Source organism: Streptomyces ficellus (assembly GCF_009739905.1).
GTDB classification, from domain to species: Bacteria; Actinomycetota; Actinomycetes; order Streptomycetales; family Streptomycetaceae; genus Streptomyces; species Streptomyces ficellus_A.
The window spans coordinates 2,293,820-2,317,206 of record NZ_CP034279.1; the positions used below are offsets into that span (position 1 = coordinate 2,293,820).

Here is a 23,387-nt window from a genome sequence, read left to right on the forward strand (position 1 = left end):
TCAGTGGTGCTCGGCGAGCGCGCCCTGCACGTAGTTGCAGGCCAGGAGGACGAAGACGTACGCCTGGACCGCCTGCACGAAAAGCTCGAAGGCGGTCATCACGATGACCATGACGAACGACACGCCCGCGTAGGCGATGCCGATGCCGTTCAGCAGGTACCAGCTCGCGATCGTGAACAGCAGCAGCAGCGTGTGGCCGGCGAACATGTTCGCGAAGAGTCGTACTGCGTGGGTGAAGGGCCGCAGGATCACGTTCGAGAGGAGCTCGATGCCCATCACCAGGGGCAGAACCGGGCCGAGGGACTTGTCGTAGCCGGAGAGGTTCTTGAGTCCGCCGACGAAGCCGTTCTTCTTGAACGTGAGGGTCATCCACAGGATGTAGACGATCGCCGCCATGGCAGCCGGGTAGGCGATGATCGACGTCACCGGGAACTGCGCGACCGGGATGACCGACCAGAGGTTCATCATCCAGACGAAGAAGAAGATGGACACCATCAGGGGGACGTACTTCTCCCCCTCCTTCTTGCCGATGAACTCGTAGACGATGCCGCGTCGGACGAAGTCGTAGCCCGCCTCGGCGACCATCTGGAGCTTGCCGGGGACGATCTTCGGCTTACGGAAGGCCGCCCAGAAGAAGGCCACGATGATGATGCTGCCGAGCAGGGCCAGCAGCATCACCTTGTTGAAGTAAAGCCCGTCGCCGTCGGCGTTGCCCCAGAGCGGCTCGAACATGAACGAGTGCAGGCCCGGGCCCGGAAAACCACAACCGTCGAAGATGTGGCAGTCGGTCTCGAAAGCGAGCACCTGCGTCGGGTCAGCACTCACCGCGGGCTCCTTCAGCGTGGCGCATAGGTACGGCAACCTCGTTGTGTCGGCGCGGCACGCAGCCGCGGGTCGGCACTGGACTGGTCTTACGGATGGGGGGGCGGCGGTTCGGCGTCGAGCCTCGCGCTGGGACAGGCGTCAGCTCGGTCGGCCGCGCCCGCAGTGCCGCAGTTGGCACCGGACGATAGCAGCATCGCGAACGCGCGTTTATCCCGGCCCTACCCCTCACGCCGACGGGCCCGTCTTCTCGGGCTTCGAGCCCTTGTCAGACGGGTCGTCCACGTAAAGGATCTTGGCCTTCATGTGGGCGCGGGCCTGAGCCGCGACCCAGACAAGGGTCGCCCCGACGATCGTGAACGCGAAGGCCTTGAACTCGAACAGCGTGGTGTTCTTGAACAGGGCCATGAACATGAACAGCAGCAGCAGTTCGGCCACGTAGAGCATCAACCCCATGGCCTGGAACAGCTGCGGAAGAGATTTTGCGGTCCGCTGGAGCACCACCAGCCCGATCCCCATGAAGAGGACGACCACGAGCGTCCCCACGACGGCACCGATCGCTCCCTGTCCACCGGCGACCACACCGCTGACGACGGTCGCGATCGCGCCGGCGACAAGCGTGGGTACGGCGGTGTGCAGGAGGGTGCGGACGTCAGTGGACGGCATGGCGGCATCTCCGCTTGCTGGTGGGGGCAGTGGTGTCGTCATGGACGAGCGTAAGCCCGGTCCGAGGCGTGCTCTCGGGGCTGAGGAACCGTCGCACTACGGTCCTTCGGCTCTGTCGCCGGGTCTCGTGAACGGTATCACAAACTATTTGATGAGGTCTTTACCCAGAGGTGTGCCAACTCTCACACATGAGAGTGACCCCGCGCGTGTGTGCGCGACAGCGGGCTGGTTTGTCTGGTAATGGACCGAACCGAGCCCGACGTCAACCGCGCGTTCCGGCCTTCCGCCGGTCGTGGAGCTCGGGAAGGGCACTGAGCGCGGTCGCCCCGTTGACCCCCGCCGGCACCGGTACGGGCTCCTCGTCACCGGTCTCGGACGACGACCCGGGCGCCTGCTCCGGCTCCGCCGGCCGCACCGCGCGACGGCGGTAGCGGGGCGGGACGAACGACTCCGCCCAGCGCGGGGCGCGCGGGGTGAAGCGCGGCAGCAGCAGGAGCACCAGCCCGATCGCGCTCAGCGCCACGATCACCAGGACGATCCACATCGACGCCGAGTGCACCGAGTACGCCAGGGTGCCGAAGGCGATCAGCGCCGACCAGAAGTACATGATCAGCACCGCCCTGCTGTGCGAGTGCCCGATCTCCAGCAGCCGGTGGTGCAGGTGGCCCCGGTCGGCCGCGAACGGCGACTGGCCGTTCCAGGTACGGCGCACGATGGCCAGCACCAGGTCCGCCACCGGGATCGCGATGATGGTCAGCGGCAGCAGCAGCGGGATGAAGACCGGCAGCGCGGCGTGCGTGGCCTCACGGGTCGAACCCTCGAAGATCTTCAGCGCGTCCGGGTCGACCTGACCGGTGATCGAGATGGCGGAGGCGGCCAGCACCAGGCCGATCAGCATCGAGCCGGAGTCGCCCATGAAGATCCGCGCCGGGTGCATGTTGTGCGGCAGGAAGCCCAGGCACATGCCCATGAGGATCACCGCGAACAGCGTCGCCGGGGCGGCCGCCTCGATCGTGAAGCCGTACCAGATCCGGTAGGCGTACAGGAAGAACGCGGCGGCGGCGATGCACACCATGCCGGCGGCCAGGCCGTCGAGGCCGTCGACGAAGTTCACCGCGTTGATGGTGATGACGACCAGGGCGACCGTCAGGAGGGTGCCCTGCCACTGGGTGAGCGCGACCGTGCCGACACCGGGGATGGGCAGCCACAGGATCGTCAGACCCTGCATGACCATCACGCCCGCGGCGATCATCTGGCCGCCGAGCTTGATCAGGGCGTCGATCTCGAACTTGTCGTCCAGGACGCCGATCAGCCAGATCAGGGCCGCCCCGGAGAGCAGCGCCCGGGGCTCGTTGGACAGCTCGAAGACGCTGTTGAGGTTGGACAGGTGGTCCGCGACCAGCAGCCCCGCGCACAGCCCGAAGAACATGGCGATGCCGCCGAGCCGCGGCGTCGGTTCTCGGTGCACGTCGCGGGCGCGGATCTCCGGCATCGCTCCGGCCGCGATGGCGAACTTCCGCACCGGACCGGTCAGCAGATAGGTCACCGCGGCCGTGACACAGAGCGTCAGCAGGTAATCACGCACGGGCTGCCCCACAGGAATCGCTGGCCATCTCAGCCCCACACCCTAGCTCTGCTGTCCCCATGGTCGAGGACACCAGGGGGCGGCGAACGGTTGCACGGGCTCCTTCTACCCCCGATACGGGGGAAAGCGGTCGGCCAGTTCACGCACCTCGCCGCGCACGTTCCCGGCCGTTCCGGCCGCCTCCGGGTCCTCCTGCCGCAGCGCCGCGCTGAACAGGGCGGCGATCCGCTCCATGTCCGGGGCGGTCATGCCCTGGGTCGTCACGGCCGCCGTGCCGAGCCGGATGCCGCGCCCGTCCCCGTACGGCAGGGCGCAGGTGTCCAGCACGATGCCCGCGGCGGCGAGGCGGGCCCTGGCGACCCGCCCGTCGACGCCCAGCGGCGCCGGATCGGCCGTGATCAGGTGGGTGTCGGTGCCGCCCGTGGTGACCGCGAAGCCCTCCTGCGCGAGCGCGTCGGCGAGGGCGCGCGCGTTGACCACCACCTGATGGGTGTACGCCGTGAACGCCGGCGTCGACGCCTCCCCGAAGGCCACCGCCTTGGCGGCGATCGTGTGCATCTGGGCGCCGCCCTGCGTGAACGGGAACACCGCCCGGTCGACGCGCTCGGCGAGCTCCGCGCCACACAGCAGGAGACCGCCGCGCGGACCGCGCAGCACCTTGTGCGTCGTCGCGCAGACGACGTCGGCGTACGGGACGGGGCTGGGCGCCGCGCCGCCGGCCACCAGCCCGATGGGGTGCGCCGCGTCCGCGATCAGGCAGGCCCCGACCTCGTCGGCGATCTCCCGGAACGCGGCGTAGTCGATGTGCCGGGGGTACGAGATCGAGCCACACACGACCGCCTTCGGGCGGTGCTCGTGCGCGAGGGCCCGGACCTGCTCGTAGTCGATGAGCCCGGACTCGGCGTCCACGCCGTACGGCACGAAATCGAACCAGCGGCCGGAGAAGTTCGCCGGCGACCCGTGCGTCAGGTGGCCCCCGTACGCCAGGCCCATCGCCAGCACGGTGTCGCCGGGCCGCAGCAGGGCCGCGTACGCCGCGAGGACGGCGGAGGAGCCGGAGTGCGCCTGCACGTTCGCGTGCTCGGCCCCGAACAGTTCGGTGGCCCGCCGCACGGCGATCCGCTCGGCGGCGTCCGCGTACTCACAGCCACCGTGGTGGCGGGCGCCGGGATAGCCCTCGGCGTACTTGTTGGCGAGCGGTGAGCCGAGCGCGGCGAGCACGGCGGGCGAGGCGAAGTTCTCGGCGGCGATCAGCTGGAGGCCGTCGGCCTGCCGCGCCCCCTCCCCCGCCAGGACGTCGGCGATCTCGGGATCCCGCCGTCGCAGGACGTCGGCATCCGCCTCGTACGCATCTCTCGTCGTCCGCACCTCGGCGGCAGCGGTGACCGGCATCAGTGGCTCCAGGCGTGGACGGGCCCCGTCACCCCCAATGTAGGCCCGCCCCCACCGAAACGCCCCGCCGGCGCCACGCGTGCTGCGGGGCGGGCGCCACGGCTCAATGCCGGGTCGGCACCCCTGTCAGGGCCGTGACCACCGGGTCCAGGGCCTGGTTGATCTCGTCGCCGACGGAGCGGAAGAAGGTGATGGGCGCGCCGTACGGGTCGTTGACCTCGTCCGCGTCCGCGCTGGGGGCGAGGAGCCAGCCGCGCAGCGCCGCGGCGGCGCGGACCAGGGCGCGGGCGCGTTCGACCATGCCGTCGTCGCGGGGGTCCGGCAGCGTGGCCGGATCTATCGCCCGGACCAGCCGGGTGAACTCCTTCAGCGTGAACGTCCGCAGCCCCGCCGAGTGGCCCATCGAGATGACCTGCGCGCGGTGGTCGCGGGTCGCCGTCAGCACCAGGTCGGCGCGGATGACGTGCTCGTCGAGCAGCTCGCGGCCGACGAAGCCGCTCGCGTCCGCGCCGAAGTCGGCGAGGACGATCTCGGCGTTGGCCTCCATGGGGGCGCCCTCGTGGCCCCAGGTGCCGGCGCTCTCCACGATCAGGCCGCCGCCCATCGGGTCGCCCAGGCGGTCGCACAGGGCATGGCGGGTCAGCCGCTCGGTGATGGGCGAGCGGCAGACGTTGCCGGTGCTGACGTGGAGGATGCGGAACGCGTTATCCGTGCCTATGCCACGCCCCTCAGGGGCGGTCAATTGGCCACCTCGAGGTCGGGTACCACCTTGCGCAGCTCGTCGACGGACAGGGCGCCCGCACGCAGCAGGACCGGGACCTCGCCGGTGACGTCGACGATCGACGACGGGACGATGCCGGGGGTCGGGCCGCCGTCCAGGTACACGGACACGGAGTCGCCGAGCATGCCCTGCGCGGCGTCGCAGTCCTCCGGCGCGGGGTGCCCGGTCAGGTTGGCGGACGAGACGGCCATCGGGCCGACCTCGGTGAGCAGCTCGATGGCGACGGGGTGCAGCGGCATGCGGATGGCGACGGTGCCGCGGGTGTCGCCGAGGTCCCACTGGAGCGACGGCTGGTGCCGGGCGACCAGCGTCAGGGCGCCGGGCCAGAAGGCGTCGACCAGCTCCCACGCCTGCTCGGAGAAGTCGGTGACGAGGCCGTGCAGGGTGTTCGGGGAGCCGATCAGCACGGGGGTGGGCATGTTGCGGCCGCGCCCCTTGGCCTCCAGCAGGTCCGCGACGGCCTCGCCGCTGAAGGCGTCCGCACCGATCCCGTACACGGTGTCGGTGGGCAGCACGACGAGCTCGCCGCGGCGGACGGCGGACGCGGCCTCACGCAGGCCGGTCGTGCGGTCGGTCGCGTCGTTGCAGTCGTATCGCCGTGCCATCAGGGGGCCTCCTCGTACACGTGCTCTGTCATGGCGTCGCCTTGCGCGCGGTCGCGAAGCGCGGGCGGTTGTTGAGGTCGGGGTGGTCGGCGGCGTCCGCCCAGCCGGCCTCCTCGTTGAAGATCCACGGGACCTGGCCGCCCTGGGTGTCGGCGTGCTCGATGACGACGAGGCCGCCGGGGCGCAGCAGCCGGTGGGCGGTGCGCTCGATGCCGCGGATGGTGTCGAGGCCGTCCTCGCCGGAGAAGAGCGCCATCTCCGGGTCGTGGTCGCGGGCCTCGGGCGCGACGTACTCCCACTCGGTGAGGGGGATGTACGGGGGGTTGGAGATGACCAGGTCGACCTGGCCGTCGAGCTCGGGGAGGGCCGTGAGGGCGTCGCCCTGGTGGACGGTGACCCTGGACCCCTCGGCGTTCTTCCGCGTCCACACCAGGGCGTCCTCGGACAGCTCCACGGCGTGCACGCGCGAGCGCGGCACCTCCTGGGCCATGGCGAGCGCGATGGCGCCGGAGCCGGAGCACAGGTCGACGATGAGCGGCTCGACGACGTCCATGGCCCGTACGGCGTCTATGGCCCAGCCGACGACCGACTCGGTCTCGGGGCGCGGCACGAAGACGCCGGGCCCGACCTGGAGCTCCAGGTACCGGAAGAACGCCCGCCCGGTGATGTGCTGGAGCGGTTCGCGGGCCTCGCGGCGGGCGACGGTCTCCCAGTAGCGGGCGTCGAAGTCCGCGTCCTTGACGTTGTGCAGCTCGCCCCGCTTGACGCCGTGCACGAACGCGGCGAGCTCCTCGGCGTCGAAACGCGGGGAGGGCACGCCCGCGTCGGCCAGCCGCTGGGTGGCCTGGGCCACCTCGGCAAGCAGCACACTGCGAGGGCTTGGGGGTCGCCCCCCAATATGTTGCTGCACGCTGGTCCTCCGGGCTGAGCGGGTGTGTGTGGTGCGGTCGGTCGTTACGGGGCGGCGGGTGTCACTGGGCGGCGGCGAGCTTGGCCGCGGAGTCGGCGTCGACACACGCCTGGATGACGGGGTCGAGCTCTCCGTCGAGCACCTGGTCCAAGTTGTACGCCTTGAAGCCGACCCGGTGGTCCGAGATGCGGTTTTCCGGGAAGTTGTACGTCCGGATCTTCTCGGACCGGTCGACGGTGCGCACCTGGCTGCGGCGCGCGTCGGCGGCGTTCTTCTCGGCCTCCTCCTGGGCGGCGGCGAGCAGCCTGGAGCGCAGGATGCGCATGGCCTGCTCCTTGTTCTGGAGCTGGCTCTTCTCGTTCTGGCATGAGGCGACGATGCCGGTCGGGAGGTGGGTGATGCGGACGGCGGAGTCGGTGGTGTTGACCGACTGGCCGCCGGGGCCGGAGGAGCGGTAGACGTCGACGCGCAGGTCGTTGGCGTGGATCTCGACGTCGATCTCCTCGGCCTCGGGCGTCACCAGGACACCGGCGGCGGAGGTGTGGATGCGGCCCTGCGACTCGGTGGCGGGCACGCGCTGCACGCGGTGCACGCCGCCCTCGTACTTCAGCCGGGCCCAGACGCCCTGGCCGGGCTCGGTGGCGCCGTTGCCGCCCTTGGTCTTCACGGCGACCTGGACGTCCTTGTAGCCGCCCAGCTCGGACTCGGTGGCGTCGATGATCTCGGTCTTCCAGCCGACGCGTTCGGCGTACCGCAGGTACATGCGCAGCAGGTCGCCGGCGAACAGGGCGGACTCGTCGCCGCCCGCGCCGGCCTTGACCTCGAGGATGACGTCCTTGTCGTCGCTGGGGTCGCGCGGGACGAGCAGCAGCCGCAGCTTGTCGGTCAGCTCCTCGCGCTGCTTCTCCAGCTCCTTGACCTCGGCGGCGAAGTCCGGGTCGGTGGCGGCGAACTCGCGGGCCGTCTCGATGTCCTCGCCGGTCTGCTTCCAGGAGCGGTACGTGGTGACGATCGGGGTCAGCTCGGCGTAGCGCTTGTTGAGCTTGCGGGCGTTGGCCTGGTCGGCGTGGACCGACGGGTCGGCAAGCTTCTTCTCGAGATCGGCGTGCTCGCCGATCAGTTCCTCGACCGCCTCGAACATCTCCGGGCTCCTGGTATCGCGAAATGGCTGCTGTGGAAGACGGCAAAGCGCCGGTCCCGGCCACCCCGTCAGGCGGGGCGGCCGGAGACCGGCGCAGTGGCTCGCTACTTGGCGGCAGCCTTCTTGCCGAAGCGGGCCTCGAAGCGGGCCACGCGGCCACCGGTGTCGAGGATCTTCTGCTTGCCCGTGTAGAACGGGTGGCACTCGGAGCAGACCTCGGCGCGGATGGCGCCGCTCTGGATCGTGCTGCGGGTGGTGAACGACGCGCCACAGGTGCAGCTGACCTGCGTCTCGACGTACTCGGGGTGAATCTCGCGCTTCAAGGTGTCTCCTAGTTTCGGGAGGGCGCCGGGTCGCTCGTGCGGGCTGCGCGTGCGTGAACCGGGGCCGACGTACCAGTCTGCCAGGACCGGCCGTATCTCCCAAAACCGGGGGGTGGCCGAATCTATTCCGGGCTACTTGACCACGCCCGCGGCGCTGCCGGTGGCGGCGTCCTTCGTCGCCGAGGCGGGGATCGGCCGGTCGGCCTTGAGGGCCGCCCAGACCTGCTGGGACTGGTTCTTCAGCGGGACGACGCGGTTGAGGTCGGCCGGGTCGTACCGTACCGGGAGCGTGATCATGTGGACGTCGTCGGCGCCGAGCTGCTTCAGTCCGCCCGCGAAGTCGGACAGCTCCTTGACGCTGTCGAGCTCGGAGTCGGGCTTGATCGCCTTGGTGGCGGTGTCGGCGAGGTTCCACAGCTTCTTGGGGCTGGTGAAGACGCCGACGCTCTTCGCCTGCTCGATGAAGGCCTTCATGAAGGCCTGCTGGAGCTGTATGCGGCCGAGGTCGCTGCCGTCGCCGACGCCCTTGCGGGTGCGGACGAGACCGAGGGCCTGCTCGCCGCCGAGGGTGTGGGTGCCGACGGGCAGGTCGAGGTGGCTGCTCTTGTCCTTGATCGGCTTGGTGGTGGTGATCTCCACGCCGCCGAGCTCGTCGATGAGCTTCTTGAAGCCGCTGAAGTCGACCTCGATGTAGTGGTCCATGCGGATGCCGGACATCTTCTCGACCGTCTTCACCGCGCAGGCCGGGCCGCCGACCTCGTACGCGGTGTTGAACATGGCCTTGCGCTGCCCGGGGACGCTCCCGCCGGACTTGTCGGTGCAGTCGGGGCGCTCGATGATCGTGTCGCGCGGTACGGAGACGACGCTGGCCTTCTTGTGGCCCTCGTACACGTGCAGAATCATCGCGGTGTCGGACCGGGCGGCGCCCTCGTCCCTGCCGTACTCGCCGTTGGCGCCGGAACGGGAGTCCGAGCCCAGGACGAGGATGTCCATCGACCCGTTGTCGACGTCCTGCGGGCGGTCGTCGTCGCGCAGCGCCGCGTTGATGTCGACGCTCTCGATGTTGCCGTTGAGCGTGAAGTACACGTAGCCGAAGCCGCACCCGCCGACCAGGACCAGTCCGGCGGCGGACCAGGCGGCGACGGTGAGCGCCTTGCGGCCCTTGCCGGACTGCCGTCGACGGCGTCCGGTGGCGCGTATTCGGCTGGTCTTGCTGCCCTGCTCGGCCATGTTCTCCTCAGTCCTCGCTGGTACCGCTACCCCCAGCTGTGGTGATCAGGCGCTGTGTGGCCTGTGAGACGGGGAAGCGGCCCAAAGGGTTGCACGGCCGTCTAAGAAGGTCTTAAGAGCACGCCGTGCCCGCCGCGCATTGGCGCGACGGGCACGGAAGGCGCCCCACCAGCGGTTTTCCGGAGGACACGAAACCGGGGCGGCTCCTTTCGGAACCGCCCCGGACGTGGCGAACATCGCATGCGCGCCGCCCGTGGGGGCGCGGTGGCGAGGGTCAGCCGAAGAGGTTGTACGCCTGCCAGCCGGAACCGAAGTCCTTGCGGGCGAGGAAGCCGCCCTTGCCGTTGCCCGGGTACAGCCACATCTTGCCGGCCGTGTCGCGGGCCAGGACGTCGGCGACGCCGTCGCTGTTGACGTCACCGGTGGTGGCCAGGGCGTTCATCGAGCCGAAGGCCCCGACGAGGACGGGCGCGGCCCACGGCTTGGTGGCGACGCCGGTGCCCTTGTAGAGGTAGGTCTTGCCGGTCGTGTCACGGGCGAAGATGTCGGCCTTGCCGTCGTTGGTGAAGTCGCCGTGACCGCGGATCATCGAGAACTTGCCCCAGCCGCTGCCGACGGAGACGGGGGCGTTGAAGCCACCGTTGCCGCGGCCCGGGTAGACGCGCATGACGCCGGCCGAGTCGACCGCGACCATGTCGGGCAGCTCGTCGCCGGTGACGTCACCGGGGGTGAGGATCGCCTTGTGCTTGCCCCACGCCTTGGCGATGAGCTTGGGCGTGGCGGTGCCGTACGACCAGAAGACGTCGCCGTTGGTGTAGCGGTAGAGCAGGTCCTGGGCGCCGTCCCGGTTCAGGTCGCCCTGGGTGATCAGGTTGATCGCGGACTGCTTGCCGAGGTTGAGCGTCCGGCTCATCGAGGTGACCTTCGAGGTCCAGCCGAACAGGGTGGAGTCCGAGGTACGACGCGCCAGAAGGTCGGCGGTGTGGTCGCGGTTGAGGTTGGCGTCGTCGGTACGGGCCTGGACCGGGGCGGAGTACGTGGAGAGCTTGGCGTACACGCCGTACTTGCCCTCGGCGGAGCAGTTCTCGTCGCCCCACGACACCACGCCGACGAGCTTGCCGCCGACGACCAGGGGGCCGCCGGAGTCACCGTTGCAGGTCGTCTCGCTGGTCTCGTCGCTGCCCGTCGGCGCGGCGCCCGCACAGAGCATGTGGCCCTTGACGAAGCCGTCGGGGTACGCGGCGGCGCAGTTGGTGTCGGAGACGATGTCGGCGTCGGCGACCTTGAGGGTCGGCGAGGCACTGTTGGGGTTGGTGGAGCTGGTGCGGCCCCAGCCGTACACCTTGCCGTCCAGGCCGGACTGGTACAGCGCGCCGTCCGACGGCTGGGCGAGCGGCAGCGGCTTGACGGTGGTCGGCCGGTTCAGCGTCAGGACGGCGACGTCGTTGTCGAGGGAGTAGTCGTCGTACTGGGGGTGGTGCCACTGGCGGCTCACGCCGAACGCTTCACCGCCGTGCAGGTCCTTGCCCGTCGGCAGCTGGTCGGTGCCGACGACGACCGCGTTCTCCGGGGCGTACCACTTGATGCCCTTGACGCAGTGGGCCGCGGTGAGGATCTTCGTCGGGGCGATGACCGCACCACCGCAGAAGTAGCCGGCACCGGTGCTGTCGAAGAAGTGGAGCTGCGCCATCCAGGGAGCGGTGGAGATGGTGGTGGTCTGGCCACCGATGATGCGGGCACTGGGCGCCGCGCTCTCCACGGAGTCGTCCGGCTGCTTCACGAGGGGCCGCGAGCTCTTCACGTCGGCCTGCATCGCGTCGGCGACGTTCTCGGCCAACTCCTGCTGGGACTCGGTCTGCTCCGGCGACGGCAGCGCACTCATGCGGGGCGCCTCGTCCGCCTCGGCCGAGTCCGAGCCGCTGACCGCGATTCCGGTTCCCACCAGGGCGACGACGGCGGCCACGGCCGGCAGAGCCAGTGTCATACGGCGCCGGTGACGGCCGCCGCGCGTGCGTATCTGCACTGAGTAAACCCCTTGGGTCGACCCGGCGCAGCGCGACCGCCACGCCGGAAGAATCCATGACGGTGGCGGGGCATCACTGCTGTACGGGCAGCACGCCGGAAACCCCCCTGGTCTCGGCCGGTGCCGCGCGGTGGAATCCCCCCACGTCGATGGGGTGATGTTACGCCTGTCAAGTACAGGTTGACCAGTTGCTGGTGAGAATTCCGTGAAAAACGGACCGCCCCGTCACCGAAGTGACGGGGCGGTCCATCCGCTCAGTTGATACGACGTCAGTCGTTGCCGTTTCCGGCCGACGGGGTCGTCTTCTGGATCTGGAGCAGGAACTCGGCGTTCGACTTCGTCTGCTTCATCTTGTCGAGCAGCAGCTCGATCGCCTGCTGCTGGTCGAGCGCGTGCAGCACCCGGCGCAGCTTCCAGACGATGGCGAGCTCGTCGCTGCCGAGCAGGATCTCCTCCTTGCGCGTACCGGACGCGTCGACGTCGACAGCCGGGAAGATGCGCTTGTCGGCGAGCTTCCGGTCGAGCTTGAGCTCCATGTTGCCGGTGCCCTTGAACTCCTCGAAGATCACCTCGTCCATGCGCGAGCCGGTGTCGACCAGCGCGGTGGCCAGGATGGTCAGCGAGCCGCCGTCCTCGATGTTGCGCGCGGCGCCGAAGAAGCGCTTCGGCGGGTAGAGCGCGGTCGAGTCGACACCACCGGACAGGATGCGGCCGGAGGCGGGCGCCGCGAGGTTGTACGCGCGGCCCAGGCGGGTGATGGAGTCGAGCAGGACGACCACGTCGTGACCCAGCTCGACGAGGCGCTTGGCGCGCTCGATGGCCAGTTCGGCGACGGTGGTGTGGTCCTCGGCCGGGCGGTCGAAGGTCGAGGAGATGACCTCGCCCTTGACCGACCGCTGCATGTCGGTGACCTCTTCCGGACGCTCGTCGACGAGGACGACCATCAGGTGGCACTCGGGGTTGTTCGTGGTGATCGCGTTGGCGATCGCCTGCATGATCATGGTCTTGCCGGTCTTCGGCGGGGCCACGATCAGGCCTCGCTGGCCCTTGCCGATCGGCGACACGAGGTCGATGATCCGCGTGGTCAGCACCCCCGGGTCGCTCTCCAGGCGGAGGCGGTCCTGCGGGTAGAGCGGGGTCAGCTTGTTGAACTCCGGACGGCCCCGGCCCGAGTCGGCGGCCATGCCGTTGGCCGAGTCGAGGCGGACCAGCGCGTTGAACTTCTCGCGGCGCTCGCCCTCCTTCGGCTGGCGCACGGCACCGGTGATGTGGTCGCCCTTGCGCAGGCCGTTCTTGCGGACCTGGGCGAGGGAGACGTACACGTCGTTCGGGCCCGGCAGGTAGCCGGAGGTCCGGATGAACGCGTAGTTGTCGAGGATGTCGAGGATGCCCGCGACGGGGATCAGGACGTCGTCCTCGGAGACCTGCGGCTCACTGCTCGCGAACTCGTCGCGGCCACGGCGGCCACGGCGGTCGCGGTAGCGGCCGCGGCGGCCGCGACGGCCGCCCTCGTCGTCGAAGTCGTCCTGCGGGCCGCCCTGGCCGCCCTGCTGGCCGCCCTGGCGCTGCTGGCGCTGGCCGCCCTGCTGGTCGTCGCCCTTGCCGCCGCGGTCGCGCTGGCGGTCGCGCTGACGGTCCCGGCGGTCGCCGCGGTCGCCGCCGCGGTCACCACGGTCGCGCTGGCGGTCCCGGCGGCTGCCCTCGGCGGTGTCGGTGGCCGTGTCGGCCTTGCCCTCGGGCTGGCCGTCGGCCTTGGTCTCGGTCCTGGCCTCCGTGCGGACCTCGGTCCGGACGTCGCCCTCGGGGCTGCCGGCGGGTGCGGTGGCACGGCGGCGGCGGCGCTCGCCGGCGGGCTGGTCGTCACCGGAGGCGACGCCCTGCTCGGACGGCGCCGAGGCCTTCGGGGAGGGCTGACCGGGAATCTCGATCTGCTGCTGCGCCACGGCCTTGTCGGCGGCCTTCTCGACGCCCTTGCCGGCCTTGTCCGCCTTGTCGGCGGCCTTGCCCGCGGGCTTGTCGGCGGCGTCCTCACCCGTACGGGCCTTGGAGGTGGCGCGCCGCTTCGGCTTCGTCTCCGCGGCACCGGCCGCGTCGGCGGTCTTGGGCGCGGAGGCGCCGCCTCCGGCCTGCGCCTCCTTGATGACCTCGATCAGCTGGCTCTTGCGCATCCGCGCGGTGCCCCTGATGCCGAGGCCTGACGCGACCTGCTGCAGCTCGGCCAGGACCATGCCGTCGAGGCCGGTGCCGGAGCGGCGGCGCCGTGACGTGGTGCCAGTGGCAGCACCTGCGGCGGGCGCGGCGGTGTCGACACTGTTGTCGGCAGTCACGCCCATCAGATCGGTGGTGTCGCTCACGAAGGGTCCTTCCCTGGAGCGGACGTCGGCCTTCTGGCTCGGCGACCGGTTGTGCTGTCCGACAGCGGTCCTTGATCGGTGAACCGTGCCGGGGCGGTGGTCCCGCCGGGTGCGGCGGAGAAGAAATAACGTGCTTGGGTCCGGCCCGAGGCCCCCTGCTCGGCCCGCTCCTGGGAAAGCGAGGGGTGTCGCGCGCCGGTTCCGGAGCGTGCTCGAAACTGCTCAGGCAGGCTGCTCTGGCAGTGGAGGAGGCTCCCGGAAGAACGGTGGTCCCGGATGGGGACACTCAGCACCGCGCCACAAAGACGTCGGGTGCAGATTCGAGGTTAACACTACCGGCTCCAACAAACATTCCCCCTCTCCAACACCGGCAACCGTGTACTACGGGGCGAGCGGCAGAACGCTCGCGCCCGGGCCGTCGAGGGCCAGCCTGTTGGCGGCCCAGCCCTCGCCGGCCAGTCGCGCGACCTTGTCCGCCGTGCCGTCCTCGGCGAGCGCGAGCACCGTGGGGCCCGCGCCGGAGATGACCGCGGGAACGCCGTCCGCGCGGAGCCGGTTCACCAGCGCGACGCTCTCCGGCATCGCGGGGGCCCGGTACTCCTGGTGGAGGCGGTCCTCGGTGGCGGCCAGCAGCAGCTCGGGGCGCCTGGTCAGGGCCTCGACGAGCAGGGCGGCGCGGCCGGCGTTGACCGCGGCGTCCACGTGGGGGACGGTGCGCGGCAGCAGGCCGCGGGCGGTCTCGGTGAGGACGGGCTTCCCGGGGACGAAAACCACCGGAACGATGGAATCGGCCGGGTCCATCCTGATCGCGCGGGCGGCGCCGCCCTCGGTCCAGGCGAGGGTGAAGCCGCCGAGCAGGCAGGCGGCCACGTTGTCGGGGTGGCCCTCGATCTCGGTGGCGAGTTCGAGGAGCGCCGCGTCGTCGAGCCGGGCGTCGCCGCCTATGGTCACGGCGCGGGCGGCGACGATGCCGGCGCAGATGGCGGCGGAGGAGGAGCCGAGGCCGCGGCCGTGCGGAATGCGGTTGGCGCAGACGACTTCGAGGCCGCGCGGCTGCCCGCCGAGCAGGTCGAACGCCGTGCGCAGGGAGCGTACGAGCAGGTGGCTCTCGTCGCGCGGGAGGGCTTCGGCGCCCTCTCCGGCGATGTCGATGTGCAGTCCGGAGTCGGCGACCCGGACGACGACGTCGTCGTACAGCCCCAGCGACAGGCCGAGGGCGTCGAAGCCCGGGCCGAGGTTGGCGCTGGTGGCGGGGACGCGCACCCGGACGGCGGCGGCGCGGAACGCGGGACCGGCCATCGCTCGATGACTCTCCTTGAATCTGACGACGAGGTGTCGCGTGGGTTTTCCGTGGGGGTGTTGCGAGGGTGTTCGAAGGTTCGGGGATGACGAGACGTACGAAGACCCGTGGGCCGCAGCGGCATCGACGGCGACAGCACCGCGGCATATGCGGCGGGGCGGGTTCGGTACAGCCTATCGAAGGAAGGTTCTGTGGCGACATAGGGCGCACAGGAGGCGCACGATGCGTGTCGCGGGCGATGCCGTGCTTCCGCGCGGGACGCCGTGCGGGTTGCGATTTTCGGCCAGATTACGCAGCCGTGCGGCGGTCGCCGCCTGGCCCGTCCCGGGGCGTCCGGCCGGGCCCCGTGGGTGGGGTCCGGCCGGCGCCCGGTCGCGCTCAGGCCAGGCCGAGCCGCTCCGCGGCGGTGGCCGCGTCGACCGGCACGGTGACCGGCTGGGGCGCTCCGGCGACCGCCCAGTCGGGGTCCTTCAGGCCGTTTCCGGTCACGGTGCACACGATCTTCTGCCCCCGGTCCACCTTGCCCTGCTCGGCGGCCTTCAGGAGGCCGGCCACCGAAGCGGCGGACGCGGGCTCCACGAAGACGCCCTCCTGCGAGGCCAACAGGCGGTAGGCGCGCAGGATCTCACGATCCGTCACCTCGTCGATGAAACCGCCCGACTCGTCCCGGGCGGCCAGCGCGTGGTTCCAGGAGGCCGGGTTGCCGATGCGGATCGCGGTGGCGATGGTCGACGGGTCCTTGACGACCTCGCCGCGCACGATGGGCGCCGAGCCGGAGGCCTGGAACCCCCACATGCGGGGCGTACGGGTGGAGACCGCGTCGGCGGCGTACTCCGTGTACCCCTTCCAGTACGCGGTGATGTTGCCGGCGTTGCCGACGGGCAGGACGTGGATGTCGGGGGCGTCGCCCAGCATGTCCACGATCTCGAACGCGGCGGTCTTCTGGCCCTCGATACGGACCGGATTGACCGAATTGACCAGCGCCACCGGGTAGTTGTCGGACAGCGCGCGGGCCAGCGTCAGGCAGTCGTCGAAGTTCCCGTCGACCTGGAGGATCTTCGCGCCGTGCACCAGGGCCTGGCCCATCTTGCCGAGCGCGATCTTGCCCTGCGGCACCAGGACGGCGGACACCATGCCCGCCCGCACGGCGTACGCGGCCGCCGAGGCGGACGTGTTGCCGGTCGAGGCGCAGATGACGGCCTGCGCGCCCTCCTCCTTGGCCCGGGTGATGGCCATGGTCATGCCGCGGTCCTTGAAGGAGCCGGTGGGGTTGGCGCCCTCGACCTTCAGGTGGACCTCGCACCCCGTGCGCTCGGAGAGCACCTGCGCGGGCACGAGCGGCGTGCCACCCTCACGGAGCGTGACGACCGGGGTGGTGTCCGTGACCGGCAGCCGGTCGCGGTACTCCTCGATGATTCCGCGCCACTGGTGAGTCATTGCTGGTTACTCTCCTTCGACCCGCATGATGCTGGCGACACCGCGCACGGTGTCGAGCTTGCGCAGCGCCTCGACGGTCCCGGAGAGGGCGGCGTCGGGCGCGCGGTGGGTGACGACGACGAGGTCCGCCTCGCCGTCCTTGCCCTGCTGGCGCACCGTATCGATGGATACGCCGTGCTCGGCGAAGACCGTCGCGACCTGGGCGAGGACGCCCGGCTTGTCGGCCACGTCGAGGCTGATGTGGTACCGCGTCACCACGTCGCCCATGGGGCTGACGGGCAGCTGGGTGTACGCGGACTCGCCGGGTCCCGTCGCTTCGTTGAGGCGGTTGCGGCAGACGGCGACGAGGTCGCCGAGGACGGCGGACGCGGTCGGCGAACCGCCGGCACCGGGCCCGTAGAACATCAGCTGGCCGGCCGCGTCGGCCTCGACGAACACGGCGTTGTAGGCGCCGCGCACCGAGGCCAGCGGGTGGCTGAGCGGGATCATGGCGGGGTGCACGCGCGCGGTGACGGACCCGCCGTCGGCGGCGCGCTCGCAGATGGCGAGCAGCTTGATGGTGCAGCCCATGCGCTTGGCGGAGGCGAAGTCGGCGGCGGTGACCTCGGTCATGCCCTCGCGGTACACGTCGTCGAGGCGCACGCGCGTGTGGAAGGCGATTCCGGCGAGGATGGCGGCCTTGGCGGCGGCGTCGAAGCCCTCGACGTCGGCGGTCGGGTCGGCCTCGGCGTACCCGAGGGCGGTGGCCTCGTCGAGCGCCTCGGAGTAGCCGGCCCCGGAGGTGTCCATCTTATCGAGGATGAAGTTGGTCGTGCCGTTCACGATGCCCAGCACCCGGTTGACCTTGTCGCCGGCGAGGGACTCGCGCAGCGGGCGGATCAGCGGGATGGCGCCGGCGACGGCCGCCTCGTAGTAGAGGTCCCGGCCGTGCTGCTCGGCGGCGGCGTAGAGGCTCTGGCCCTCCTGGGCGAGCAGCGCCTTGTTCGCCGACACCACGGACGCACCGTGCTCGAAGGCGGTGGTGATCAGCGTGCGGGCGGGCTCGATGCCGCCGATGACCTCGACGACGACGTCGATGTCCCCGCGTTTGACCAGGGCGGTGGCGTCGGTGGTGATGAGCTCGGCGGGGATGCCCTCACGCACCTTGGAGGGCCGGCGGACGGCGACACCGGCGAGCTCGACCGGAGCGCCGATGCGCGCCGCGAGGTCGTCGGCGTGCGTCGTCATGATGCGCGCCACCTCTGAGCCGACCACTCCACAGCCCAGCAGCGCCACCTTCAGCGGACGCGTACGCATCATCCGACCTCACTTCTCATACTTCTACGGTGTGGACAGTCTCACTCACCGGACGGAAGTTTCTCCCTTCCGTCCGGATTATGAGACATCTATTTCATCAGCCGACATCGAGACGCAGAAGATCTTCCTCTGTCTCACGCCGGACGATCACGCGCGCCTCCCCGTCCTTCACCGCGACGACGGGCGGCCGGAGGGCGTGGTTGTAGTTGCTGGCCATGGAGCGGCAGTACGCGCCCGTGGCCGGGACGGCGATCAGGTCGCCCGGCGCGAGGTCGGCCGGCAGGAACGCGTCCTTGACCACGATGTCGCCGCTCTCGCAGTGCTTGCCGACGACCCGGCTGAGCATCGGCTCGGCGTCGCTCGTCCGGGACACCAGGGACACCGAGTACTCCGCGTCGTACAGGGCGGTGCGGATGTTGTCCGACATGCCGCCGTCGACGCTCACGTACGTCCGCAGGCCGGCGAGCGGCTTGACGGTGCCCACCTCGTAGAGCGTGAACGCGGTGGGGCCGACGACCGCGCGGCCCGGCTCGACCGAGATGCGCGGCGTCGCGAGCCCGGCGGCCGCGCACTCCCTCGTCACGATGTCGCTGAGCGCCTTGGCGATCTCGTGCGGCTCGCGCGGGTCGTCGTCGGAGGTGTACGCGATGCCGAGGCCGCCGCCGAGGTCGATCTCGGGCAGCTCGACGCCGTGCTCGTCGCGGACCTGCTTCAGCAGCCCGACCACCCGGTGCGCGGCCACCTCGAAGCCGGAGGTGTCGAAGATCTGCGAACCGATGTGGGAGTGGATGCCGATGAGCTCCAGCCCGTCGAGCTTCAGCGCCCGCCGGACCGCCTCCGCCGCCTCCCCGCCCGCCAGCGCGATGCCGAACTTCTGGTCCTCGTGCGCGGTGGCGATGAACTCGTGCGTATGGGCCTCGACGCCCACCGTCACCCGGATCTGCACCTTCTGCCGCGTGCCCAGGCCCTGCGCGATGTGCGCCACCCGGGCGATCTCCTGGAACGAGTCCAGCACGATCCGGCCGACGCCGGCGCGCACCGCCCGCTCGATCTCCTCGGGCGACTTGTTGTTGCCGTGGAACGCGATCCGCTCGGCGGGCATGCCCGCGTCGAGCGCGGTGCTCAGCTCTCCGCCCGAGCAGACGTCGAGGTTGAGCCCCTCCTCCTTCAGCCACCGCACCACGGCACGGCTCAGGAACGCCTTGCCCGCGTAGAACACGTCGGCGTCCGGACCGAACGCCTCCGCCCAGGCGCGGCAGCGGGCCCGGAAGTCGGCCTCGTCCAGGAAGTAGGCCGGGGTGCCGAACTCCTCGGCCAGGTCGGTGACGCTGATGCCGCCGACGGTCAGGACGCCGTCGCCGTCGCGGGTGACGGTCCGGGCCCAGACCTTCTCGTCGAGCCGGTTGAGGTCGGCGGGCGGGGCGGCGTAGTGCCCCTCGGGCAGGACATCGGCGTGACGGGGCCCGGCGGGGTGTGCGGAACGGCTCATGTCTCTCTCACAAGTAGTCAGGGGCGCTGATGCCGAGCAGGGCCAGGCCGCCGGCCAGCACCGTCCCGGCGGCTTCGGCGAGGGCGAGCCGGGAGCGGTGGGCGGCCGAGGGTTTCTCGTCGCCGAGGGGCAGCACGGTGTGCTGGAACCCCAGGAGCGCGTCGGCGGTGACCTCCAGATGCCGGGCGACCCGGTCGGGGGCGCGGTGGCGGGCGGCTGCCTCCAGGACGGCGGGGTGGTCGCCGAGGGCGGTGAGGAGGCGGGAGGCGGGGGCGTCGTTCTGGTGCGGGGGCGTCACGCCGGGCCGGGCTTCGTCCTTGTACGCGGTCTGGGCGTCGAGCGGGGCCTCGTCGTCGTACGCCGGGCTCATGCCGAGCTGGGCGGCGTTGCGGAGCAGGGCGCGCGCCCGGGAGTGGGCGTACCGGACGGTGAACAGCCCGTTGGCCTCGCTCTGGGTCAGCAGCCCGTCGGGGCCGAGCGCCCGGTCGTGCGCGGCGGGCCGCAGCAGCGCCCAGCGGGCGGCGTCGGGGCCGAGCGCGAGGACGTCGTAGGTGACGGGGACGGGGCGGAGGGTGAGGGTCTCGGCGGCGCCGTCGTGGACGTCCGCGCCCTGGGCGGCGAGCAGTCCGCGTACGGCGTCGGCCCACACGGTGGCGCGTACGTCGCCGGGGTGGCTCAGCCGGAAGGCGCGCCCTTCGAGCGCGGTGCCGTGCCCGTAGCGCTCGCGCGCGTCCAGGACGTCCCGCACGAGGGCGCGGCGGCTGCGGCCGGCCAGGGTGATGTTCAGGAACCCGGGGCCGGTGATCTCGACGCGCGCGATTCCGTCCGCCTCGGCGATCCGGGGCTTCAGCACCCGGGCCACCCCGAGCGGCTCCATCCCGGCCTCGCGGGCCAGCTGGAGCGCGGCGTTGGTGGCCCAGTCCCCGCTGCCGCCCGGCCGGGGCCGCTCCACCTTGACGCGCTCGGGCACCCGCGTCAGCGCCCGCAGCGCACCTTCGCCCACCGCGCGACGCACGGCGTCCTGCACGGTGAGCGAGAGATCGGCGGGGGTCACGGGACAAGCGTATGGGAGGACCCGGCCAGGGGCGGAACCGGTTTCGCGATGCGGTCACGCCCGGAGCACGGTGGCCTCGGTCTCAGCTCCAGGCGCTCCCGGCGTGCCCGGCGCCCCGGCGGCCGTCGAGGGGCGGAGCGATCTCCCGGTGCCGCAGTCCGCGCACGAGTCGTACGAGGTCGGCCGGCTCGAAGGGCTTCGCGAGGAACGCGTCCACCCCGGCGGCGAGCCCGCTCTCCACCTCGTACTGCGTGCAGGCGCTGACGATCGCCACCGGCAGGTGTCTGGTCCGCGGGTCTTCCCGGAGCCGCTCGGCGGTCCGGAGCCCGTCGAGGCGTGGCATCACGACGTCGAGGGTCACCACGTCGGGACGGACGTGGTGGACGACGTCCAGACACTCGGCACCATCGGCCGCGGTCACCACCTCGAAGCCCTCCAGCTCGAGGTTGACCCTGATCAGCTGCCGGATGACCCTGTTGTCGTCCACGACGAGCACCCGGCCGGACACGCCTGACACAACTCGAGAGTAGGTCGAGTCCCAGCCCTGCGTCCGGGTTTTCCCCACTTCCGCCCCACACGGGCGACCCCACCCGCCCCGCCACCCGTAAATACCTGTTCACAGGCACCGCTCGGGAGCTGGTAGTGTTCTACCCGTCGCCGCGAGCAACACCACCGCGACGGACACGCCCCCGTAGCTCAGGGGATAGAGCAACGGCCTCCGGAGCCGTGTGCGCAGGTTCGAATCCTGCCGGGGGCACAGAAGCCGGAACAGCGTGATCAAGCCGCTGACCAGCACATGTGCCAGACATTGAGAGCCGGACCCATTCCCACTGGGTCCGGCTCTTCGTCGTTCCTACTCACTGGTCGCGAGTGAGGGGCGAGTGGGTTTCCGCGTGTCCCAGCGAACCGGTCGCACAAGGGACCCGTCGCCCGGCAAACTGCTGCTGCCGCCAGAGAGGCCGAGGCTGATCACCTCGGTGCTGGGCGGAAGTGGCGCGTTGGAGAGGGGCGCCCCTGGAGCCAGCGGCCCCGGCCTCCAGAAGTATCCCCTCTCCATGGAAGGAGCCGACGCGTGAACAGGGCCAATCGCGCGTCTACTAGCACTTGGGCGAAATCTTGCGCGCAGCCCTACCTGAGTTCCTCGGCAGCTGCGCCGCCACCTTGGCGATCACGATCGGTTGCTGGTGCCTCAAGAGGATCAGCGGAGCCCGCCGTCGTGAGGAAGAGGAGGCCGATACCTCCGAGGGGTGAGCGGCTTAGCCTCGTTTGCTGGGCTCATCCTGCCCCTCCCTCCATCCCATGGCGGCCTCGATCTTCTTGTTGTTGAGCTCCTCGTGGCCGTCGATACAGCCTTCATACCGGCGGTGAATGACCTCTGGGGAATTGCCCGCACGACGGGCAACCTCCGCCACCGGCACACCTGCATTGAGCCAGTTGGTGATGCAGGTGTGCCGGAGGTCGTAGGGCCGGTGCGCGAGTGGGGAGTCCACCTTGTCCGGTGGAAGGGCGATGGGCCGTGCTTCCTGCCAGACCCTCCAGTAGCTGGAGGTGCCCAGCACACCACCGCGTTCGTTGGCGAAAAGCCTGCCGTCCTTCGCTGTACTGAATTCCTTGATGTGGTCTCGAAGCATCATGACCAACAGCGGCGGTATGGGCACGGGACGGTCGGCCTTGGCCTCACGTGACTTGAGCCCTCGCTTGTCGTGACGCTGTCCTGAGTCGGTCCACTTTTTGCCGGAGACCGGACGGGTTTCCCGAAGGGTGAGAGTGCCCCACCCCCGCTCGGGCAGGTAGCAGTCCTTCTCCCGCAGCCCGACCGCTTCCGCCGGCCGCAGCGCCGCGTAGAGCTGGCAGGCAAAGAAGGCCATCAGCCGACGTCCTCGGTTGCGGTGGACGGAGCCGACGTACGACACGGCGGTGAGAAGTTCCATACCTTGGGTGGGGTTCACCAGGACGCGCGGGTCCACGGTGTCGTTCGCCTGAGAGCCCGACCGCTTCACCTTGGCGAGCGGGTTCTCATCCAGGTAGCCCGACTCGATGGCGTACTCCATGGCGGTGTTGAAGCCTCGGCGCCGCCGCTTGTACGTCTCGCCGGCCGCCGGAGCGTCGTCCAGCTTGAATGAGAGCCGGTACTGGACGTCCCGGAGCACCTTCGGATCGGTCAGGGCGGACAGAGGAAGGGAACGATTAGAAAGCCACGTGCAGGCGGCCTCCAGTTCGGGCGGGGGCTCTTCGCCCCTATGGGCTGGTACGACCGCCCATCGCATAGCCAGCCGTACTTCCTCCAACGTGGGTGCCTTCGCACCCTCGCCCATCAAGGCGAGCGCCACCGTTGCCAGGCTGTCCGCGAGCCCTTCGCGGGTCTTGGCTGCGGTCGTACGCCACCGAGCGTTCATGTACTCCCGGCAGAAGTCCCACCACGAAGGATCAGGCCGCTGACTTTCTCTCGCTATGGCAGCCCGTAGCTCGGACTCTGGCAGGCCGGTGACCACGTCGAACGCCTCGCCTTTACGCATGGCTTGCCGGAGTTCCGAACGGCGGGTATCGGCCAGGGCAACGGTGGTGAAGCTTGCCGTCTTCACCTTGCCCGCCACCTTCCAACGGAGTTGGTAGGGCGCCTTCTTGCTGCGTACCTTGCTGACGTTCCACACACGGACATCGGTGGACAGGTTGTGCTCTTGCCCGGACGGGCCCCCGCCATCGGGGGAGCCCGTCCGGTTGGTGTTGCGATGGTTCACGCGGCTTCCTCCAGCGTCGCTATCCAGCGGTCCAGTTCTGAGCGCCGGATGCGCACCGCACCGTTCGGGAGCTTGATGGCCCTAGGGCCTTTGCGGAGCTGCCGCCAGCGGTAGAACGTCGCTCGCGGTACTCCGATCTCTTCGATGACTTGAGGAATGGACAACATCTCGTCGCGGGGCTTGGCCACGACTCCTCCTTGGTGAGAGGCACGGGCGGGGGGAGACGAGCGCCTGAGGGCCG

At 70.4% G+C, this 23,387-nt stretch carries 20 protein-coding genes and 1 tRNA gene; 1 reads left to right on the plus strand and 20 read right to left on the minus strand.

All coding sequences use genetic code 11. The features are described 5' to 3' along the window. The 18 genes from atpB to EIZ62_RS09775 form a co-directional block, all read right to left on the minus strand. Positions 1 to 825: a F0F1 ATP synthase subunit A gene (gene atpB, locus EIZ62_RS09690; RefSeq protein WP_156692303.1), complete on the minus strand. Its 825-nt coding sequence runs from the start codon at positions 823 to 825 to the stop codon at positions 1 to 3. Between the two features lie 225 nt (positions 826 to 1,050). After that, positions 1,051 to 1,488 carry a Cg1360 family ATP-synthase-associated protein gene (locus EIZ62_RS09695; RefSeq protein WP_156692304.1) on the minus strand — a complete coding sequence of 146 codons (438 nt, stop codon included), beginning with the start codon at positions 1,486 to 1,488 and terminating at the stop codon, positions 1,051 to 1,053. Positions 1,489 to 1,750: 262 nt separating this feature from the next. Beyond that, a complete protein-coding gene (locus tag EIZ62_RS09700; protein WP_156692305.1) occupies positions 1,751 to 3,073 on the minus strand; it encodes an MraY family glycosyltransferase in 1,323 nt (440 codons plus the stop codon). A 105-nt stretch (positions 3,074 to 3,178) separates the two neighbouring features. Continuing rightward, complete coding sequence (locus EIZ62_RS09705) at positions 3,179 to 4,465, minus strand: serine hydroxymethyltransferase (RefSeq protein ID WP_156692306.1); 1,287 nt, start codon at positions 4,463 to 4,465, stop codon at positions 3,179 to 3,181. A gap of 103 nt (positions 4,466 to 4,568) precedes the next feature. Continuing rightward, positions 4,569 to 5,207 carry an arsenate reductase/protein-tyrosine-phosphatase family protein gene (locus EIZ62_RS09710; RefSeq protein WP_156692307.1) on the minus strand — a complete coding sequence of 213 codons (639 nt, stop codon included), beginning with the start codon at positions 5,205 to 5,207 and terminating at the stop codon, positions 4,569 to 4,571. Then, on the minus strand, positions 5,204 to 5,851 hold the full coding sequence (locus tag EIZ62_RS09715) for an L-threonylcarbamoyladenylate synthase (protein ID WP_156692308.1): 648 nt from the start codon (positions 5,849 to 5,851) through the stop codon (positions 5,204 to 5,206). Before EIZ62_RS09715 ends, EIZ62_RS09710 begins: the two co-directional genes overlap by 4 nt. Before the next feature lie 28 nt (positions 5,852 to 5,879). Further along, the gene (gene prmC, locus EIZ62_RS09720) at positions 5,880 to 6,761 is read right to left on the minus strand and encodes a peptide chain release factor N(5)-glutamine methyltransferase (protein WP_208827849.1); all 882 of its coding nucleotides are present in this window, start codon (positions 6,759 to 6,761) and stop codon (positions 5,880 to 5,882) included. 61 nt (positions 6,762 to 6,822) lie between these two features. Beyond that, on the minus strand, positions 6,823 to 7,902 hold the full coding sequence (gene prfA / locus EIZ62_RS09725) for a peptide chain release factor 1 (protein WP_156692309.1): 1,080 nt from the start codon (positions 7,900 to 7,902) through the stop codon (positions 6,823 to 6,825). A gap of 104 nt (positions 7,903 to 8,006) precedes the next feature. Beyond that, positions 8,007 to 8,225, minus strand: a complete 219-nt coding sequence (gene rpmE / locus EIZ62_RS09730; protein ID WP_156692310.1) for a 50S ribosomal protein L31 — start codon at positions 8,223 to 8,225, stop codon at positions 8,007 to 8,009. A gap of 132 nt (positions 8,226 to 8,357) precedes the next feature. Next, positions 8,358 to 9,455, minus strand: coding sequence for an LCP family protein (locus tag EIZ62_RS09735; protein WP_156692311.1), 1,098 nt, complete (start codon positions 9,453 to 9,455; stop codon positions 8,358 to 8,360). A gap of 274 nt (positions 9,456 to 9,729) precedes the next feature. Further along, positions 9,730 to 11,439 carry a trypsin-like serine protease gene (locus EIZ62_RS09740; protein WP_208827851.1) on the minus strand — a complete coding sequence of 570 codons (1,710 nt, stop codon included), beginning with the start codon at positions 11,437 to 11,439 and terminating at the stop codon, positions 9,730 to 9,732. Between the two features lie 308 nt (positions 11,440 to 11,747). After that, entirely contained in the window at positions 11,748 to 13,832 is a 2,085-nt protein-coding gene (gene rho / locus EIZ62_RS09745) for a transcription termination factor Rho (RefSeq protein WP_156692312.1), read from the minus strand. 381 nt (positions 13,833 to 14,213) lie between these two features. After that, positions 14,214 to 15,131, minus strand: coding sequence for a homoserine kinase (gene thrB, locus EIZ62_RS09750; protein ID WP_156692313.1), 918 nt, complete (start codon positions 15,129 to 15,131; stop codon positions 14,214 to 14,216). Positions 15,132 to 15,510: 379 nt separating this feature from the next. Next, complete coding sequence (gene thrC, locus EIZ62_RS09755) at positions 15,511 to 16,569, minus strand: threonine synthase (RefSeq protein WP_156692314.1); 1,059 nt, start codon at positions 16,567 to 16,569, stop codon at positions 15,511 to 15,513. 6 nt (positions 16,570 to 16,575) lie between these two features. Next, entirely contained in the window at positions 16,576 to 17,868 is a 1,293-nt protein-coding gene (locus EIZ62_RS09760; protein ID WP_167536358.1) for a homoserine dehydrogenase, read from the minus strand. A 94-nt stretch (positions 17,869 to 17,962) separates the two neighbouring features. Further along, on the minus strand, positions 17,963 to 19,354 hold the full coding sequence (gene lysA, locus EIZ62_RS09765) for a diaminopimelate decarboxylase (RefSeq protein WP_156692315.1): 1,392 nt from the start codon (positions 19,352 to 19,354) through the stop codon (positions 17,963 to 17,965). A 7-nt stretch (positions 19,355 to 19,361) separates the two neighbouring features. Then, positions 19,362 to 20,408 (minus strand): ArgS-related anticodon-binding protein NrtL, encoded by a 1,047-nt coding sequence (gene nrtL / locus EIZ62_RS09770; RefSeq protein ID WP_156692316.1) that lies wholly within the window; start codon positions 20,406 to 20,408, stop codon positions 19,362 to 19,364. An 82-nt stretch (positions 20,409 to 20,490) separates the two neighbouring features. Continuing rightward, complete coding sequence (locus EIZ62_RS09775) at positions 20,491 to 20,973, minus strand: response regulator (RefSeq protein WP_208827853.1); 483 nt, start codon at positions 20,971 to 20,973, stop codon at positions 20,491 to 20,493. Positions 20,974 to 21,093: 120 nt separating this feature from the next. Here EIZ62_RS09775 and EIZ62_RS09780 point away from each other — a divergent pair. After that, positions 21,094 to 21,165: transfer RNA gene (locus EIZ62_RS09780), tRNA-Arg, on the plus strand. A gap of 499 nt (positions 21,166 to 21,664) precedes the next feature. On the opposite strand, the gene EIZ62_RS09785 is transcribed toward EIZ62_RS09780, so the two are convergent. Next, on the minus strand, positions 21,665 to 23,146 hold the full coding sequence (locus EIZ62_RS09785; RefSeq protein ID WP_156692318.1) for a tyrosine-type recombinase/integrase: 1,482 nt from the start codon (positions 23,144 to 23,146) through the stop codon (positions 21,665 to 21,667). Then, positions 23,143 to 23,334 carry a helix-turn-helix transcriptional regulator gene (locus EIZ62_RS09790; RefSeq protein WP_156692319.1) on the minus strand — a complete coding sequence of 64 codons (192 nt, stop codon included), beginning with the start codon at positions 23,332 to 23,334 and terminating at the stop codon, positions 23,143 to 23,145. Before EIZ62_RS09790 ends, EIZ62_RS09785 begins: the two co-directional genes overlap by 4 nt. Positions 23,335 to 23,387 lie beyond the last annotated feature (53 nt).